Genomic DNA, 16,537 nt, shown 5'->3' with positions numbered 1-16,537 from the left:
GCCGGGGCCGCGCCGCGCGACACATGTCACGTGGCGCTTTTTTCCGCCCGGCCCCTTGATCAATATTGGAGAAACCATGCAAGTACCATTTCCCCGTCGGCGTTCGTTCCTGAGCGCCATCGCCATCGCGGCCGCACTGACGGCCTGCGGCGGCAGCGACAGCCCCGCAATCATGGTCGGCACGCCGCCGGCGCCGCCTCCACCGCCGCCGCTGGCCCTGCAGCTGTACACACAGACCAACGAAACGGCCAACACGGTCGTGCACTTCACGCGCGCGGCCGACGGCAAGCTGACGCGCAAGGAGGCCACCGCTACCGCAGGCGTGGGCACCAATGCCGTGCGCGCGAACGGCACGCCGGGGCCCAATTCCCTGGGCAGCCAGTTCAGCGTGATCGCCAGCCCGGACAACAAGCAGCTCTTCGTCGCCAACGGCGGCGATTCGTCCATCTCCGTGATGGCCATCGACCAGAGCACCGGCGCGCTCACCGTGCGCAAAAACAGCAAGACCGCCGGTCAGACGCCGAACAGCCTTGCCTACTCGAAGGGCTATCTCTACGCCAGCTTCCTGCGCGGCGCCAAGCTGGCAGCCTATCGCGTTGAAGCCGATGGCGCGCTGTCCCAGGTCGGGCTGTACGACATCGCCTCCGGCACGGGCCTCGCCGCCGCGTCCATCGCGCCGACCCAGTTGGTGGTTTCGCCGGACGGCAAATGGCTGGTGGTGAGCGCTGGCACGGGCACGAACGCCGTGCTGTCCTACCCGATGAATGCGGACGGCTCGCTGGGCGCGCCCCTGGTCAACAACACGCAGTTCGCCACGCCTTTCGCGGGCCTCTTCGTGCCGGGACTGAGCAGCCAGGTCTACCTGTCCACCGGCATCACCGGCGTGTCGCTCACCTCCTACACCCTGTCGCAAAGCGGCATGCTGACGCAGCTGAACCAGGCCGCGGCGACCGGCGTGGGTGCGCCATGCTGGCTGTCGATTACGCCGAACGGCAAATTCGCCTTCGTGGGCAACGGCAGCGGATCCATCTCCTCCTATGCCATCGCGGCCAACGGCGCGGTGACCCTGCTGCAGTCCGTGGCAGCGGAAGAGCCTTCGGTGCTCACCGGCGTGAGCAGCGTGGCGGGCGACTCCTGGGTGAGCCCGGACAGCAAGTTCCTGTATTCGACCTACCTGGGCGCGGACAAGGTGGTGGTGTATTCGATTGCAGCGGACGGAAAGCTGAACAAGGTCGGCGAAACGGCGATCGGCACCTCGACCAAGCTTAGCCTGCAGGGCCTGGCGGGCGTGTGATGGTTGGCTGCCCCGCACGCGGGGCAGCTTCTCAGTTCCTGGGGGGCTCGTCGGAAGGCGGGTCGACCGGGACCTCATAGCGCCGCATGGCGCGGCGCAGCAGGTCCATCTGCCCGTTGAAGCGCTCGCAGGCGCGGCATACCAGCAGATGCATCTGCACGCGGGAACGTTCCGTCAGGCTGAGATTGCGGTCCAGCCCCTCGGAGACAAGGCGGTGCACCTCCTTGCAGGTCGGTTTCAATGACATCGCCTCACGTCCTTTCATGGTTCGCCGGGTCCGGCTGATTACCGAACCAGTTCAGATCGAGACACTCCCGCAGGCGCAGGCGCGCGCGATACAGCATCACCCAGGCATTAGACGTGGAACAGCCCAGTTCCTTACAAATCTCGCTGGTATCGAATTCCAGCCACTCGCGCATCAGGAAGATGCGGGCCGTGTTGCGGGGCAGTTTTTCGAGGCACAGCTCCATGATGGAGAAAAATTCCTGGCGCTCCAGCGTGGCGTCCGGATCGCCCCAGTTGCGGGGCATGTCCCAGGTATGCCCGTCCGGCTTGAACAGGGCGTCGATCATCTCCTCGCCGTCCTCCTCCGACACCTCGAACTGGCGCTCGCGCGTGCTGCTGCGCAAAAGGTCGATGATCTTGTGCTTCATCACGCCGGTGACATAGGTGCGCAGAGAGGACTGGCCCGCGAAACGGTCCGGCTTCTCCAGCACGGCCAGCAGGGCGTCCTGCACGGCGTCCTCCGCCAGGGCGTCGTTGCGCAGCTGAAGCAAGGCGAAACGCAGCAAGGCCGGGCGCATCGCCTCCAGCTGCTGGTGGATGGTGAGCATGTTGGCACTCCTCTAACCGATGAGCAATCCTACCACGCCGCGCAGGGCTGCCTGCGCGGCGCGGGAACGGCGGGTCAGAAGCGGTAGCGTGCCGTCAGCTGGACGGCGCGCGGTGCCCCCGGAAGGTTGAGGAACTTGCTCGAACCATGGCCCGCGACGATGTAGCTGCGGTCGAACAGATTGGTGAGGTTCAGCTGGATGTCGTAAGGGCCTTCGCGGTAGTAGGCCATCGCGTCCACCGTCGTATAGCCCGGCAGCGTCACCGTGTTGCCCGGATTGGCGAAGCGCGAAGCGACGGAACTCACCCCGGCGCCGGCGCCAAAGCCGCCGCCGAGCGCCTTGCTCAGCCATAGGCTTGCGCTGTTACGCGGCGTCAGCGTGGGGCGCTTGCCCTTCACCAGCTGGCCGTCGTCACGCGCGATGGACTCCGTGATCGCGGCATCCAGCCACGCATAGCCGGTCACGATCTGCCAGCCCTGCCCCAGTTCACCGGTGAAGCTCACTTCCACGCCGTCCGTGCGCTGGGTGCCGATGGGCAGCAGGCGGTTGGTCACGGGATCGGTGCTCTTGATGTTCGTGCGCTCAAGGCGGAACAGCGAGGCGGTCAGCGAGGCCATGCCGCCGAGGAGATCCAGCTTCGCGCCCACCTCCTTGTTGGTGGTCTTCTCAGGCTCGATGGAGGCGTTGTTGGCCGCCAGCGGGAAGCTCTCGCCCGATGGCTGGAAGGATTTGCTGAAAGAGGCGTAGTAGGACTGCACGGCCGACGGCTGGTACACGAGGCCCACGCGCGGGCTCCATGCGCGGTCGGTACGGTCCAGGTTCGCCTGGCCTGCGCGGCGCTCTCGCGTTTCCTGCTTGAAGTCGTCGTAGCGCACACCTGCGAGCAGCTTCCATTCCTGCGACAGCGTAGCCAGGTCCTGCACATAGGCCGAGGCCACGGTCAGGATGCCCAGGTTGTCGGTGGACGGCGCAGCCGTCACATTCATCGGCATCACCGGCAGGACGGGCTTGAACAGGTCCACCGTGGCGATATTGTTCTGGGTGCGGAACAGCTGGTCCTTGTCCTGCCTGCCGATTTCAATACCGTACAGAAGCTGGTGCATGCCAGCCTTCTGCACCAGCTCGAGCTGGTTGAAGTAGCCGTCTTCCGCGCGCTTCACATTGCTGCGGTTGAGGGACACCTTCAGCGTGGTTTCGTTGACCGAGCCGACCAGGGTGTTGTTGCGCGCCAGGGTGTAGTCGTAATAGCGGAAGTTGTTACGCAGCGTGAAAGCGCCATTGAAGCGGTGCTCCAGCTGGAAACCGCCTGCCTTCACGCGCGCCTCGCTGACATCGGCATCGCGCGCGTTCGCCGCACCGTAGTAGACCGAAGCATCCACGTCGACAGGACGGCCGTGCCAGGCGGGAACGCCGAAGTCCGTCAGGCGCCGGTCGTGCAGGTATTCTGCCTGCAGCAGCAGCGTGGTATCCGCGCCAAGGCGCAAGGACACGGAAGGCGCGAAGGCTTCGCGCTTCAGGAACTGCTGCGAACGATAGCTGTCCGAATCCTCCACCGCGCCGGTGACGCGGAAAGCGGCGCCGCCATCGAGCTTGCGCGCGAAATCGAACTCGCCGCGCTTCTGGCTCCAGCTGCCCAGCGTGAGGCTTACTTCATTGAGATCGATGCCCGGCTTCTTGCTGATGCGGTTGATCAGGCCGCCGGAGGAGCCGCGGCCATACAGCACCGACGCGGGGCCCTTGATCACTTCGATCTGTTCCACGTTCGAGAGGTCGCGGAAATACAGCGCGTCGTCGCGCATGCCGTCGATGAACTGGTCGGCGATGGCGGTGAAGCCGCGAATGGTCACCTGGTCGCGCTGGCCGTCGCCGTGCGACAGGCCCACGCCCGGCACATTCTTCATCACGTCCTGCATCGAATGCGCGCCCTGGTCGCGCAGCACGGCTTGCGGCACAACGTTCACGGTTTGCGGAATATCGCGCAGCGGCGCGTCGATCTTCGTGGCGCTGGTGGCGCTCGTTGGGTTATACGCGGCTTCGCGGGCGGCGTTAACGGTCACCGTCGGCAGCGTCGTGTCGGTTTCGTCGGCGGCAAATGCGGGGAAGTGCGGGAGCGCCAGGGCAATCGCCAGCGCGAGGGGGGATTTGGTCAAAGCCATCTTCTTCTATCCTGGGTGGTTTGGCTGGCGACCGCTTCCAGGAAACGGATTGGCTGGCTAGTTATTGATAATGATTCTCATTATTATCCTTGATATACTTCCATCTTGCAAGACATGCATTCGGCACTTTGTGGCCGCTCAAGGAGGACGTTCGCGCAAGGGCTAGCATGCCAAGGTTGAGCAGTCGCCAATGGAGGAGCGCATGAGCCTTGCTGTCGTCAAAAGCCGTGCCCTGGCCGGCATGGAGGCTCCGGAAGTGAGCGTCGAGGTCCATCTGGCCAACGGCCTCCCCGCCTTCCATATCGTCGGCCTGGCGGAAACCGAAGTGAAGGAATCGCGCGACCGGGTGCGCGCGGCCATCGTCAACGCCGGTTACGACGTACCGCAGCACCGCATCACCGTCAGCCTTGCGCCCGCCGACCTGCCGAAGGAGTCCGGACGCTTCGACCTGCCCATTGCGCTCGGCATACTCGCAGCTTCGCAGCAGATTCCGGCGCGCGCACTGGAACGCTACGAGTTTGCTGGCGAGCTCTCGCTGACGGGCGAACTGCGGCCGATCCGGGGGGCGCTGGCGATGACCTTCGCCATGCGCGGCGCGGGCGGGCGCGCCTTCATCCTGCCTGCCGGGAACGCCGATGAAGCGGCCCTGGTGCGCGACGCGACCATCTACCCGGCGCATACGCTGCTGGAAGTCTGCCGCCACCTTTGCGCCTCGGACGACAGTGCGCGGCTGCGGCGCCATCATCCGGCCCCTGCCGCCGCCAGCCTGCAGACAGCCGATTTTGCCGATGTGAAGGGACAGCAGAGCGTAAAGCGTGCGCTCGAAGTGGCGGCAGCGGGATCGCATTCGGTCCTGCTGGTCGGCCCACCCGGCACGGGCAAGACCATGCTGGCGGCGCGCTTCGCGGGACTGCTGCCGGAGATGACGGAGGACGAGGCGCTGGAGGCCGCAGCCGTGCAATCGCTGACGGGCGGCTTCGCCATCGAGGACTGGAAGCTGCGGCCCTTCCGCGCGCCGCATCACACCTCCTCCGGCGCGGCCCTCGTGGGAGGAGGCAGCCTGCCGCGTCCCGGCGAGATCTCGCTCGCGCACTGCGGCGTGCTGTTCCTCGACGAGCTGCCCGAGTTCGACCGCCGCGTGCTCGAAGTGCTGCGCGAGCCGCTGGAATCCGGCCGCGTCACCATTTCGCGCGCCGCACGCCAGTCCGAATTCCCTGCGCGCTTCCAGCTGATCGCAGCCATGAATCCCTGCCCCTGCGGCTACCTCGGCCACCCCTCCGGAAAATGCAGTTGTTCAGCGGACGCCATCATGCGCTACCAGGGCCGGATCTCCGGGCCGCTGCTGGACCGCATCGATATCCAGGTCGAAGTCGGCCCGGTGCCGCCCGATACCCTGCAGTCGGCAGTGGAAGGCGAAGCCTCCTCCCTCATCGCAGCCCGGGTACGCAAGGCCTTCGAGCGGCAGATGGCACGCCAGCGCAAGAGCAACCGCCATCTGAGCACGCGCGAGATCGACCGCTTCTGCAAGCCGGACCGGCATGGACAATCCACCCTGCGCCACGCCATGCTGCAGTTCCACTGGTCGGCGCGCGCCTATCACCGCGTGCTGCGTGTCGCCCGCACCATCGCCGACCTGAGCGGCGCCGACACCGTCGGCCAGCTTCACGTTTCGGAAGCGATCCAGCTGCGGCGGGCGCTCAGGGCTTTCTAGCAAGGGGGTGAGCTGATACCATCGCAGGATGAAAACCCGCTTTGTGATTCCTCTTCTCGCTGCTGCAGCACTCAGCGCCTGCAGCCCCAAGTTCGACTGGCGCGACTACCGCAGCAGCGACGCGCCGTACGCCGTGCTCTTCCCCGGCAAGCCCGCCACCTTCAGCCGCAGCGTGGATCTGGACGGCCAGCAGGTCAACATGACCATGTCGGCCGCCGACATCGACGGCACGCTGTTCGCGGTGGGCAGCGCCGAGGTGGCGGATCCGGCCAAGGCCCAGCTGGCGGTGCAGGCCATGAAGACGGCCATGCTGCGCAATATCGGCGCGGCGGGCGGCAAGGAAAGCACCAAGGACGGCGGCTTCAACATCGAGGCACGCGGCCAGAACCGGGGCGTGCCCATGCTGATGCACGGCCGTTTCCTGGCGCGCGGCAAGCGCGTTTACCAGGTGGTGGTGCTCGGACCGGAGCGGGATTTCCGACAGGAAAATGTCGATACCTTCATGAGTTCGTTCAAGTTGAACTGAACGATAGCGCGCGCACGAACTCCTTTTGGTAGACGTGCTATTGTTAGGACAGGACAACAAAAACGTCAGGAAGCGCGCCATGCTAATCACGTTCAAATCCAAATCCTCCCCCGCCGTCATGATGTACCAGGAGCACGCCCAGCGTATCCTGGACCTGCTGCACAAGAGTCCGACGCGCGGCGTCATCACCGCCGAAGAAGCCGGCGAAGCACTCACGGTGCTGGAGCAGGAAGTTGCTCTCAGCAAGCTGCACCCGGAAGTGGACGCCGAGCACGCGAACCAGGGACACAGCCACCAGCTGCCGGACGATCCGGAGGTGGTCGAGCTGGCGGAGAAACTGCATGTTGGATTTGCCCAGCGCGCCTATCCGCTGCTGGAGATGCTGCGCGCCGCGCGGGACGGCGGCGAACATATCATGTGGGGCGTGTAATAAAAGAAAAAGCCCGCTAGATCAACTAGCGGGCTCTTCGGAATAACAGCCTGACGATAACCTACTTTCACACTGGTTGCAGCACTATCATCGGCGCAGAGTCGTTTCACGGTCCTGTTCGGGATGGGAAGGGGTGGGACCGACTTGCTATGGTCATCAGGCATGACTTGTACGGCCGCAGCGGCGTCGCTGCAGCCTGAATCTGGAAGAAGTAGAGGGTAGTGTTCTCAAACACTGGTAAATGCGCATAACCGTCAAGGTTATAGGGACAAGCCGTACGGGCAATTAGTATCAGTTAGCTTAATGCATTACTGCACTTCCACACCTGACCTATCAACGTCCTGGTCTCGAACGACCCTTCAAGGAGCTCAAGGCTCCGGGAAATCTCATCTTAAGGCAAGTTTCCCGCTTAGATGCTTTCAGCGGTTATCTCTTCCGAACTTAGCTACCCGGCAATGCCACTGGCGTGACAACCGGTACACCAGAGGTTCGTCCACTCCGGTCCTCTCGTACTAGGAGCAGCCCCCTTCAAATTTCCAACGCCCACGGCAGATAGGGACCAAACTGTCTCACGACGTTTTAAACCCAGCTCACGTACCACTTTAAATGGCGAACAGCCATACCCTTGGGACCGGCTACAGCCCCAGGATGTGATGAGCCGACATCGAGGTGCCAAACTCCCCCGTCGATATGAACTCTTGGGAGGAATCAGCCTGTTATCCCCAGAGTACCTTTTATCCGTTGAGCGATGGCCCTTCCATACAGAACCACCGGATCACTATGTCCTACTTTCGTACCTGCTCGACTTGTCGGTCTCGCAGTTAAGCACGCTTATGCCATTGCACTATTAGCACGATGTCCGACCGTACCTAGCGTACCTTCGAACTCCTCCGTTACACTTTAGGAGGAGACCGCCCCAGTCAAACTGCCTACCATGCACTGTCCCCGACCCGGATTACGGGCCAAGGTTAGAACCTCAAACAAACCAGGGTGGTATTTCAAGGTTGGCTCCACGAGAACTGGCGTCCCCGCTTCAAAGCCTCCCACCTATCCTACACAGATTGGTTCAAAGTCCAATGCAAAGCTACAGTAAAGGTTCATGGGGTCTTTCCGTCTAGCCGCGGGTAGATTGCATCATCACAAACACTTCAACTTCGCTGAGTCTCGGGAGGAGACAGTGTGGCCATCGTTACGCCATTCGTGCAGGTCGGAACTTACCCGACAAGGAATTTCGCTACCTTAGGACCGTTATAGTTACGGCCGCCGTTTACTGGGACTTCAATCAAGAGCTTGCACCCCATCATTTAATCTTCCAGCACCGGGCAGGCGTCACACCCTATACGTCCACTTTCGTGTTTGCAGAGTGCTGTGTTTTTATTAAACAGTCGCAGCCACCAGTTTATTGCAACCTTTTCGCCCTTCCACAGTAAAGTGGTCAAGCTACCGAGGCGTACCTTTTCCCGAAGTTACGGTACCAATTTGCCGAGTTCCTTCTCCCGAGTTCTCTCAAGCGCCTTAGAATACTCATCTCGCCCACCTGTGTCGGTTTGCGGTACGGTCTCGTATGACTGAAGCTTAGAGGCTTTTCTTGGAACCACTTCCGATTGCTTCGCGAGACAAGCTCGCTCGTCCCAGTCCCTTGAATTCCGCGCCCGGATTTGCCTAAGCGCCTTCTATGAACCAGAAACTGCCTATTCCAACAGGCAGACAACCTTCCGCGATCCGTCCCCCCATCGCATCATACGACGGTGCAGGAATATTAACCTGCTTCCCATCAGCTACGCATCTCTGCCTCGCCTTAGGGGCCGACTCACCCTGCTCCGATGAACGTTGAACAGGAAACCTTGGGCTTACGGCGTGCGGGCTTTTCACCCGCATTATCGCTACTCATGTCAGCATTCGCACTTCTGATACCTCCAGCATCCTTTACAAGACACCTTCGCAGGCTTACAGAACGCTCTCCTACCATATGCTTGCGCATATCCGCAGCTTCGGTGACTGGCTTAGCCCCGTTACATCTTCCGCGCAGGACGACTCGATCAGTGAGCTATTACGCTTTCTTTAAATGATGGCTGCTTCTAAGCCAACATCCTGACTGTTTTAGCCTTCCCACTTCGTTTTCCACTTAGCCAATCTTTGGGACCTTAGCTGGCGGTCTGGGTTGTTTCCCTCTTGACGCCGGACGTTAGCACCCGACGTCTGTCTCCCAAGCTCGCACTCACCGGTATTCGGAGTTTGCAATGGTTTGGTAAGTCGCGATGACCCCCTAGCCATAACAGTGCTCTACCCCCGGTGGTGATACTTGAGGCACTACCTAAATAGTTTTCGGAGAGAACCAGCTATTTCCAAGTTTGTTTAGCCTTTCACCCCTACCCACAGCTCATCCCCTAATTTTTCAACATTAGTGGGTTCGGTCCTCCAGTGCGTGTTACCGCACCTTCAACCTGGCCATGGGTAGATCACTTGGTTTCGGGTCTACACCCAGCGACTGGCGCCCTGTTCGGACTCGATTTCTCTACGGCTCCCCTATCTGGTTAACCTCGCCACTGAATGTAAGTCGCTGACCCATTATACAAAAGGTACGCCGTCACCCCACGAAGAGGCTCCGACTGTTTGTATGCACACGGTTTCAGGATCTATTTCACTCCCCTCCCGGGGTTCTTTTCGCCTTTCCCTCACGGTACTGGTTCACTATCGGTCGATTACGAGTATTTAGCCTTGGAGGATGGTCCCCCCATCTTCAGACAGGATTTCTCGTGTCCCGCCCTACTTGTCGTACGCTTAGTACCACCGCTTGAATTTCGTGTACGGGGCTATCACCCGCTATGGCCGCCATTTCCAGGGCGTTCCACTATCCAAACGACTATCACGTACAGGCTCTTCCCATTTCGCTCGCCACTACTTTGGGAATCTCGGTTGATTTCTTTTCCTGCAGCTACTTAGATGTTTCAGTTCGCCGCGTTCGCTTCGTTAGCCTATGTATTCAGCTAACGATGACCTAAAAGGCCGGGTTTCCCCATTCGGAAATCTTCGGATCAATGCTTGTTTGTCAGCTCCCCGAAGCTTATCGCAGACTTCTACGTCCTTCATCGCCTGTAATCGCCAAGGCATCCGCCATGTGCACTTATTCACTTGTCCCTATAACCTTGACGGCTATAGTTCTAAGCATTTACTACTGTGTTTGATGAGTTTTACTACTACCCTAAGTACACACATTGCTGTGTGCGCTTAATAAAACTTTACTTCTTCCAGATTGTTAAAGAACGAGAACTACACTTAGCTAAAAATATCTTCTTAGCTAAGGATAGTGGTGGAGGATGACGGGATCGAACCGACGACCCCCTGCTTGCAAAGCAGGTGCTCTCCCAGCTGAGCTAATCCCCCGCGTGTACTTGGTGGGTCTGGTTGGGCTCGAACCAACGACCCCCGCGTTATCAACACGGTGCTCTAACCAGCTGAGCTACAGACCCGCGCTCGTTTCTTCTTCTACTAACAGCCGATAAGTGTGAACGTTTGAGTCCGTGCGACTCTAGAAAGGAGGTGATCCAGCCGCACCTTCCGATACGGCTACCTTGTTACGACTTCACCCCAGTCACGAATCCTACCGTGGTAAGCGCCCCCCTTGCGGTTAAGCTACCTACTTCTGGTAAAACCCGCTCCCATGGTGTGACGGGCGGTGTGTACAAGACCCGGGAACGTATTCACCGCGACATGCTGATCCGCGATTACTAGCGATTCCAACTTCATGCAGTCGAGTTGCAGACTACAATCCGGACTACGATACACTTTCTGGGATTTGCTCCCCCTCGCGGGTTGGCGGCCCTCTGTATGTACCATTGTATGACGTGTGAAGCCCTACCCATAAGGGCCATGAGGACTTGACGTCATCCCCACCTTCCTCCGGTTTGTCACCGGCAGTCTCATTAGAGTGCCCTTTCGTAGCAACTAATGACAAGGGTTGCGCTCGTTGCGGGACTTAACCCAACATCTCACGACACGAGCTGACGACAGCCATGCAGCACCTGTGTGCAGGTTCTCTTTCGAGCACTCCCGGATCTCTCCAGGATTCCTGCCATGTCAAGGGTAGGTAAGGTTTTTCGCGTTGCATCGAATTAATCCACATCATCCACCGCTTGTGCGGGTCCCCGTCAATTCCTTTGAGTTTTAATCTTGCGACCGTACTCCCCAGGCGGTCTACTTCACGCGTTAGCTGCGTTACCAAGTCAATTAAGACCCGACAACTAGTAGACATCGTTTAGGGCGTGGACTACCAGGGTATCTAATCCTGTTTGCTCCCCACGCTTTCGTGCATGAGCGTCAATCTTAGCCCAGGGGGCTGCCTTCGCCATCGGTGTTCCTCCACATCTCTACGCATTTCACTGCTACACGTGGAATTCTACCCCCCTCTGCCAGATTCCAGCCTTGCAGTCTCCATTGCCATTCCCAGGTTAAGCCCGGGGATTTCACAACAGACTTACAAAACCGCCTGCGCACGCTTTACGCCCAGTAATTCCGATTAACGCTTGCACCCTACGTATTACCGCGGCTGCTGGCACGTAGTTAGCCGGTGCTTATTCTTCAGGTACCGTCATTAGCCGTGGATATTAGCCACAGCCGTTTCTTCCCTGACAAAAGAGCTTTACAACCCGAAGGCCTTCTTCACTCACGCGGCATTGCTGGATCAGGGTTGCCCCCATTGTCCAAAATTCCCCACTGCTGCCTCCCGTAGGAGTCTGGGCCGTGTCTCAGTCCCAGTGTGGCTGGTCGTCCTCTCAGACCAGCTACTGATCGTCGCCTTGGTGAGCCTTTACCTCACCAACTAGCTAATCAGATATCGGCCGCTCCAGGAGCACGAGGCCCGAAGGTCCCCCGCTTTCATCCTTGGATCGTATGCGGTATTAGCGTAACTTTCGCTACGTTATCCCCCACTCTTGGGTACGTTCCGATACATTACTCACCCGTTCGCCACTCGCCGCCAGGCCGAAGCCCGCGCTGCCGTTCGACTTGCATGTGTAAAGCATGCCGCCAGCGTTCAATCTGAGCCAGGATCAAACTCTTCAGTTCAATCTCTGTTTTCCAATGTTTCCATTGGGGTCATTCACTCAAAATACTGACATATTTCTTGTGAACGTTTGAATCTATTATTTGAGCATCGGAGCCTAAGCTCCGTGCACTTCTTCAAACGCCCACACTTATCGACTGTTAATTTTTAAAGATCGCTGCGTTGTTCGACAAAGCGTTGTGTTTGTCAGCAGCAGAGAAACGAGATTATGCAGGCTCGGCTGAGCTTCGTCAACCCCTGCCCTGCACTTATTTGCGTTTCGCGGGCACCAGTTCGATTGTCGTTTCGGTCACGGCATCGACAGCCTTGCGCGAATAGGCCAGCGGGAAGTACTGCCCGGCCGCCCAGCTGGACGCCAGGTCGCGGTAGTGCGCGCTCGCCGGATCGCCGGACTGGCCCGGCGCATTCATGGCCACCGAGTTGTCCCAGGCGCCAACGTCGATAATGACGCGGAAGGACGGACCGTTGATCTGCCAGAAGTTCACGGGGTGATAGCTGGACTGGTTGACGGTGAAGGAGCTGCCTCCACGCGCAAACGGCCCGACATCGATCTTCGCCCGGGTCGCCTCGTCCACCGCCTGCGACAGGGGGTGCATGAAATAGCTGAACTGCAGGTCGCCCCACTTCCACTTCGCGGAGTCGGGGCCCAGCATGCGTTCCATATCGCCCCAGGCCGCGGCAAGGCTGGAGAGTATCAGCTCATCGCGCTTGCCTGGGGAACCCAGCCGCGCCTCCGGTCTCTCGAGGGTATCGAGCAGCAGGCTTGTACTCGGCACGCCCATGGCGCGTGCGGCCGTTGGCGGCAGGAGAGCCGCCTTGAAGGCATTGCCCAGATGGCGCGTCCACCATACCTCGAAGAGAGCGGCGGCGTTCGATCCTGTCGTCACCTCGCCATCCCAGCCTCCCAGCAGGCGAAGCGCCGCCTGCGTGCGCTGGTTGTTCGGTTTTACCTGCTTCAGCACCGCGAGCAGCCTGCGCGCAGGCAGGGACACCACATCGTTCTGCAGCCGCTGCATATCCTCGATCGTCGCCCGCCCGTTGCGGGACAGGACATCGCCGATGCGCTGGACGCGCGCGTTGTGCGGCCACTCGAAACCGAGCTTGTATTCCTTGTAGGGGAAATCCGCGGGCAGGTTCATTTCGTTCGCGCTGGCGAACCAGCCCTGCTTCGGATTCAGGAGCGATGGCAGCTTGCGGCCATCGAGGAAGCCGCTCCATTCGTAGCGGCCGTCGCCAGGGACGGGCAGCAGCCCGTCATGGTTCGGGCGCTGGGGTACGATGCCGCCCGCTACCCAGCCGATATTGCCCGCCGTGTCCGCGTACACCTGGTTCTCGGCGGGCGCGCCCCAGCGCGCCATCGCGGCGCGGAACTGGTCGAAGTTCTGCGCCGTCATGTAGTCGATGCTGCCGAAGTACGGTGCGGTGCCCGGCTCGGACCACGCCGTGCGCACGGCGAGCGCGCGGTTCTTGCCGCGCTCCTCGAAGATGACCGGGCCATGCCGCGTGAAGCGCAGCTCCACGGACGCGGTGCGTCCGCCCTGTACCGGAATGCTCTCCTTCACGACACGGAAGTTCTCCCACTTGCCCTTGTACTTGTACTGCAACCGGTTGGCCGGATTGATCTCGTAGACGTAGAGATCTTCCTGGTCGATACCGAAAATGGTGAGGCCGAATGCGATCTTGCCGTTATGGCCGATGGAGATGCCCGGCAGCGCCGGTTCCCCTGCGCCGATGGCATCGAGCCCCGGCGCATTGAGGTGAACGATGTAGCGCAGCGAAGGCGCGCCGTAAGCGCGGTGCGGATCGTTCGCCAGGATTGGCCGCCCGCTCGCCGTGCGCGAGGGCGCAACGACCCAGTTGTTGCTGCCCTCCATGCGCTGCGCATCCAGCGAGGCCTGCGAAGGCTTCAGCGTCTTGCGGTCGAAGCGGACAGGCTCCGTGGCCAGCGTGAATACGTCCAGCGCGTTCTCGGGGAAACAGGGGTCGAGCCCCTCGGGCACTTTCGTTACCCAGGCTGGCGAGAGCTGGTAGCGTATCTCGTCCGCCTTCAGGTCCGCATGGCAGACCACGTAGGCGCGCTCGAATTCCTGCAGCAGGTTGCGCGTGAGGCCGTGGCTGCGAATGCGCACCACATCTTCCGCCGCCCACTTCTCGGGCTTGTAGCCCAGCTGGCGGAATTCGAAGGGCAGGAGCTCCGGCTTGCGTTCGACGAGATCGATATAGGCATTGATGCCTGCGGCGAAGCGCTCGGCGATGGACTGCGCCCCTTCGCCGTACGCGCGCCATTCGGCGGCCATGTCGCCGCGGTACAGGAAAAGGCGTGCTGCCCGGTCCTGCTCCACGTAGGCGGAACCGAAGACGGAGGACAGGCGCCCCAGGCCACGGCGGCGCCAAAGGTCGATCTGCGCCAGCCGGTCGCGCGCGGCGTTGAAGCCCTGGACGAAGAAGAGGTCTTTCCTATCGGCGGCGTAGAGATGGGCCACGCCCCACTTGTCCACCTGGATGCGCGCCGGCTGCGCCAGTCCGGCAAGCGCGATGGGCGGCACGGATGCCGCCCAGGTTGAGGACGCGAAAAGCGCGGCCGAAGCCGCGCTCAGGACAGCGAACCGCAATTAATGTACGCCCGCCGCCGCCGGCACTGCCGCCGGAGTTTCGCGGCGCATCGGCGGAATGGTCCAGTAGGTCACCGCGCGCCACAGCCATTCCATCGGGCCGAAGCGGAACTGCGAGAGCCAGAAGTGGCTGAATGCGACCTGCGCCACCACCACGCACACGACATAGCCCATCTGCGCCGGACGGCTGATGCCGAAGTTGCCGAACCCCCAGTTGAAGAAGACGATGGACGCGATCAGCGACTGCATCAGGTAGTTGGTGAGGGCCATGCGGCCGAAAGGCGCCAGCACGCGGATCTTCGAGAACGCCTGGCTGTGCAGCATCACGATCACCAGGCCCACGTAGCCGAGGGAGGCAGGCAGGTTGCCCAGCATGAGCAGGCCGCTCGCGAACTGGTAGCCGTCGGCGCCGCCGGAGCCCGGCACGGCGCGGATGGCGATCAGGGAACCGAGCAGGCCCATGCCGATGCCGAGCGGCAGTGCATACATGGCCAGCTTGCGGAACAGCGGCAGGTGGGCCCTGGTGTTCTCCATGATGCCGGAACGGACGAACCAGGAACCCAGCAGGAACATGCCGATCAGGATCGTCGCGAAACCGACTTCGCCCGGCGCGTGCTCCTTGAAATTCGCGAGGCGCATCGCCACGCCGTCGGCATAGCTGCCCTTGGTCAGGACACGGACTTCATTGTCGATCTTGTCCTGGCGTTCCTTCAGGCGCTTGGCGCGTTCGGCCGCTTTCGCTTCCGGGCTGTCCTTGGCCGGTTCGGCCTTCTTGGCGTCACCTGCCTTTACGGGAGCCGTTGCAGCAGCTGTAGCAGCAGGCGTAACCGGCTTGTTGGGGAACATGTAGACCGCGGCGCCGACGGCGGTCATCATGAAGAAGGAGAAGCAGTAGACGCCAATACCCAGGCGCCAGGGGCGCGAGCTGACCGGCTCATGATATTTGCGGGTCAGCAGGCCGAGCGTGAGAAGCGCGGTACCCAGCACGGGCAGCACGAAGCGCGGTTCGCGGGGGATGTTCGGCAGCACATTCAGGACGATGCCTGCGATCAGGGCGATGGCGCCCGCCACAAGCAGTACCAGCGCCACGGCCGGCATATTGAAGCGCTTCACGCGCTGCTCACCGCGCAGCCACCAGGCGGCGAAGCCGAAGAATGCCAGGCCGCCTGCGAAGCCGAAGAAGGCGCCCAGGTCAGGCAGGGACTCCTTCGGCACGCCGGCCATGCCAGCGAAATTCGGCGCAAGGCCCGTCAGCACGCACAGCACGATGGCCGTAACGATCCATTTCGCGCGGCCATACAGCACGATCAGCAGCGCCGTTGCGGCAACGGCGTAGCTGAAGAGGATATCGCCCGACCACAGGAAGATGTGATGCAGGGCCCCGAACACTGCCAGGGCCGCAATGCGGCGCATGTACGGAACGAGGAAGCTGCGGCCCGCGCGTTCGGCGCGGGTCAGCATCACGGCAAAGCCCATGCCGAACAGCAGGGAGAAGATGGTCCAGAACTTGCCGGTGACGAAGAACTGCGCGATGTAGGCGACGATCAGGTCGAGGCCGGTGCGGCTTGCCGCGATGCCCGAGCCCAGCTCGGAGATGGGGCGGTTGAAGAACTCCACATTCATGATCAGGATGCCGATCAGGGCAAAGCCCCGTACGACATCGAGCGCCTCGATACGCTCGCCTCCAGCGGTGGGGCTCAGTGCAGGCGCTGCGGCCTGCGGCAGGTGTGCTTCCATGACGTTATCCCTTTTTTGTTATTGCAGAAGTGTGCCAGGGAATCTTACGTCAGCCGGTTTGTTATCAACAAGCTATTGCGACGAAATGGCAAATTTCGGCGACAGACGGTTGGAAATCCGCGTCAGGATGCAGAAAGCCCCGTGCGGGGCCCTTTTTCGCCCAACTGGTATGCAGA

General features: G+C 61.1%; 9 protein-coding genes, 2 tRNA genes and 3 rRNA genes. 4 read left to right on the top strand and 10 right to left on the bottom strand.

Going from position 1 to position 16,537, the window contains the following annotated elements; genetic code table 11:
* Positions 1-76: 76 nt before the first annotated feature.
* Complete coding sequence (locus LSQ66_RS00470) at positions 77-1,294, top strand: lactonase family protein (protein WP_231767863.1); 1,218 nt, start codon at positions 77-79, stop codon at positions 1,292-1,294.
* Positions 1,295-1,325: 31 nt separating this feature from the next.
* On the opposite strand, the gene LSQ66_RS00465 is transcribed toward LSQ66_RS00470, so the two are convergent.
* The 3 genes from LSQ66_RS00465 to LSQ66_RS00455 all read right to left on the bottom strand — a co-directional run bounded on the left by LSQ66_RS00465 (position 1,326) and on the right by LSQ66_RS00455 (position 4,283).
* Positions 1,326-1,541: a zf-HC2 domain-containing protein gene (locus LSQ66_RS00465; RefSeq protein ID WP_231767862.1), complete on the bottom strand. Its 216-nt coding sequence runs from the start codon at positions 1,539-1,541 to the stop codon at positions 1,326-1,328.
* Positions 1,542-1,545: 4 nt separating this feature from the next.
* Positions 1,546-2,127 carry a sigma-70 family RNA polymerase sigma factor gene (locus tag LSQ66_RS00460; protein WP_231767861.1) on the bottom strand — a complete coding sequence of 194 codons (582 nt, stop codon included), beginning with the start codon at positions 2,125-2,127 and terminating at the stop codon, positions 1,546-1,548.
* 74 nt (positions 2,128-2,201) lie between these two features.
* Positions 2,202-4,283, bottom strand: coding sequence for a TonB-dependent receptor (locus tag LSQ66_RS00455; RefSeq protein ID WP_231767860.1), 2,082 nt, complete (start codon positions 4,281-4,283; stop codon positions 2,202-2,204).
* A gap of 202 nt (positions 4,284-4,485) precedes the next feature.
* On the opposite strand from LSQ66_RS00455, the gene LSQ66_RS00450 reads away from it, so the two are divergent.
* The 3 genes from LSQ66_RS00450 (at position 4,486) to LSQ66_RS00440 (ending at position 6,950) form a co-directional block, all read left to right on the top strand.
* Positions 4,486-5,994 carry a YifB family Mg chelatase-like AAA ATPase gene (locus LSQ66_RS00450; protein ID WP_231767859.1) on the top strand — a complete coding sequence of 503 codons (1,509 nt, stop codon included), beginning with the start codon at positions 4,486-4,488 and terminating at the stop codon, positions 5,992-5,994.
* A 28-nt stretch (positions 5,995-6,022) separates the two neighbouring features.
* Positions 6,023-6,520: a hypothetical protein gene (locus LSQ66_RS00445; RefSeq protein WP_231767858.1), complete on the top strand. Its 498-nt coding sequence runs from the start codon at positions 6,023-6,025 to the stop codon at positions 6,518-6,520.
* A gap of 79 nt (positions 6,521-6,599) precedes the next feature.
* Complete coding sequence (locus tag LSQ66_RS00440) at positions 6,600-6,950, top strand: DUF1840 domain-containing protein (RefSeq protein ID WP_231767857.1); 351 nt, start codon at positions 6,600-6,602, stop codon at positions 6,948-6,950.
* 48 nt (positions 6,951-6,998) lie between these two features.
* Here the strand turns inward: LSQ66_RS00440 and rrf are convergent.
* The 7 genes from rrf to LSQ66_RS00405 all read right to left on the bottom strand — a co-directional run bounded on the left by rrf (position 6,999) and on the right by LSQ66_RS00405 (position 16,361).
* Positions 6,999-7,111, bottom strand: a 5S ribosomal RNA gene (rrf, locus tag LSQ66_RS00435).
* A 103-nt stretch (positions 7,112-7,214) separates the two neighbouring features.
* Positions 7,215-10,088, bottom strand: a 23S ribosomal RNA gene (locus tag LSQ66_RS00430).
* 170 nt (positions 10,089-10,258) lie between these two features.
* Positions 10,259-10,334: transfer RNA gene (locus LSQ66_RS00425), tRNA-Ala, on the bottom strand.
* A gap of 9 nt (positions 10,335-10,343) precedes the next feature.
* Positions 10,344-10,420, bottom strand: a tRNA-Ile gene (locus LSQ66_RS00420).
* Positions 10,421-10,483: 63 nt separating this feature from the next.
* A 16S ribosomal RNA gene (locus tag LSQ66_RS00415) occupies positions 10,484-12,014 on the bottom strand.
* Together the 16S, 23S and 5S rRNA genes with 2 tRNA genes alongside form the textbook arrangement of a ribosomal RNA operon.
* A 246-nt stretch (positions 12,015-12,260) precedes the next feature.
* Positions 12,261-14,624 carry a penicillin acylase family protein gene (locus LSQ66_RS00410; RefSeq protein WP_307730240.1) on the bottom strand — a complete coding sequence of 788 codons (2,364 nt, stop codon included), beginning with the start codon at positions 14,622-14,624 and terminating at the stop codon, positions 12,261-12,263.
* Positions 14,625-16,361 carry a DUF418 domain-containing protein gene (locus LSQ66_RS00405; RefSeq protein ID WP_231767856.1) on the bottom strand — a complete coding sequence of 579 codons (1,737 nt, stop codon included), beginning with the start codon at positions 16,359-16,361 and terminating at the stop codon, positions 14,625-14,627. It abuts the gene before it with no gap.
* Between the last annotated feature and the right edge of the window lie 176 nt (positions 16,362-16,537).

It is taken from the genome of Massilia endophytica, assembly GCF_021165955.1.
Taxonomy (GTDB): domain Bacteria; phylum Pseudomonadota; class Gammaproteobacteria; order Burkholderiales; family Burkholderiaceae_D; genus Rugamonas; species Rugamonas endophytica.
This window is presented reverse-complemented; position numbering and strand designations above follow the sequence as displayed.

What these genes read in the sequence shown, in the direction of transcription:
- LSQ66_RS00470 (WP_231767863.1), top strand. Translation starts at nt 77, where the DNA reads ATGCAAGTACCATTTCCCCGTCGGCGTTCGTTCCTGAGCGCCATCGCC.
- LSQ66_RS00465 (WP_231767862.1), bottom strand. Translation starts at nt 1,541, where the DNA reads ATGTCATTGAAACCGACCTGCAAGGAGGTGCACCGCCTTGTCTCCGAG.
- LSQ66_RS00460 (WP_231767861.1), bottom strand. Translation starts at nt 2,127, where the DNA reads ATGCTCACCATCCACCAGCAGCTGGAGGCGATGCGCCCGGCCTTGCTG.
- LSQ66_RS00455 (WP_231767860.1), bottom strand. Translation starts at nt 4,283, where the DNA reads ATGGCTTTGACCAAATCCCCCCTCGCGCTGGCGATTGCCCTGGCGCTC.
- LSQ66_RS00450 (WP_231767859.1), top strand. Translation starts at nt 4,486, where the DNA reads ATGAGCCTTGCTGTCGTCAAAAGCCGTGCCCTGGCCGGCATGGAGGCT.
- LSQ66_RS00445 (WP_231767858.1), top strand. Translation starts at nt 6,023, where the DNA reads ATGAAAACCCGCTTTGTGATTCCTCTTCTCGCTGCTGCAGCACTCAGC.
- LSQ66_RS00440 (WP_231767857.1), top strand. Translation starts at nt 6,600, where the DNA reads ATGCTAATCACGTTCAAATCCAAATCCTCCCCCGCCGTCATGATGTAC.
- LSQ66_RS00405 (WP_231767856.1), bottom strand. Translation starts at nt 16,361, where the DNA reads ATGGAAGCACACCTGCCGCAGGCCGCAGCGCCTGCACTGAGCCCCACC.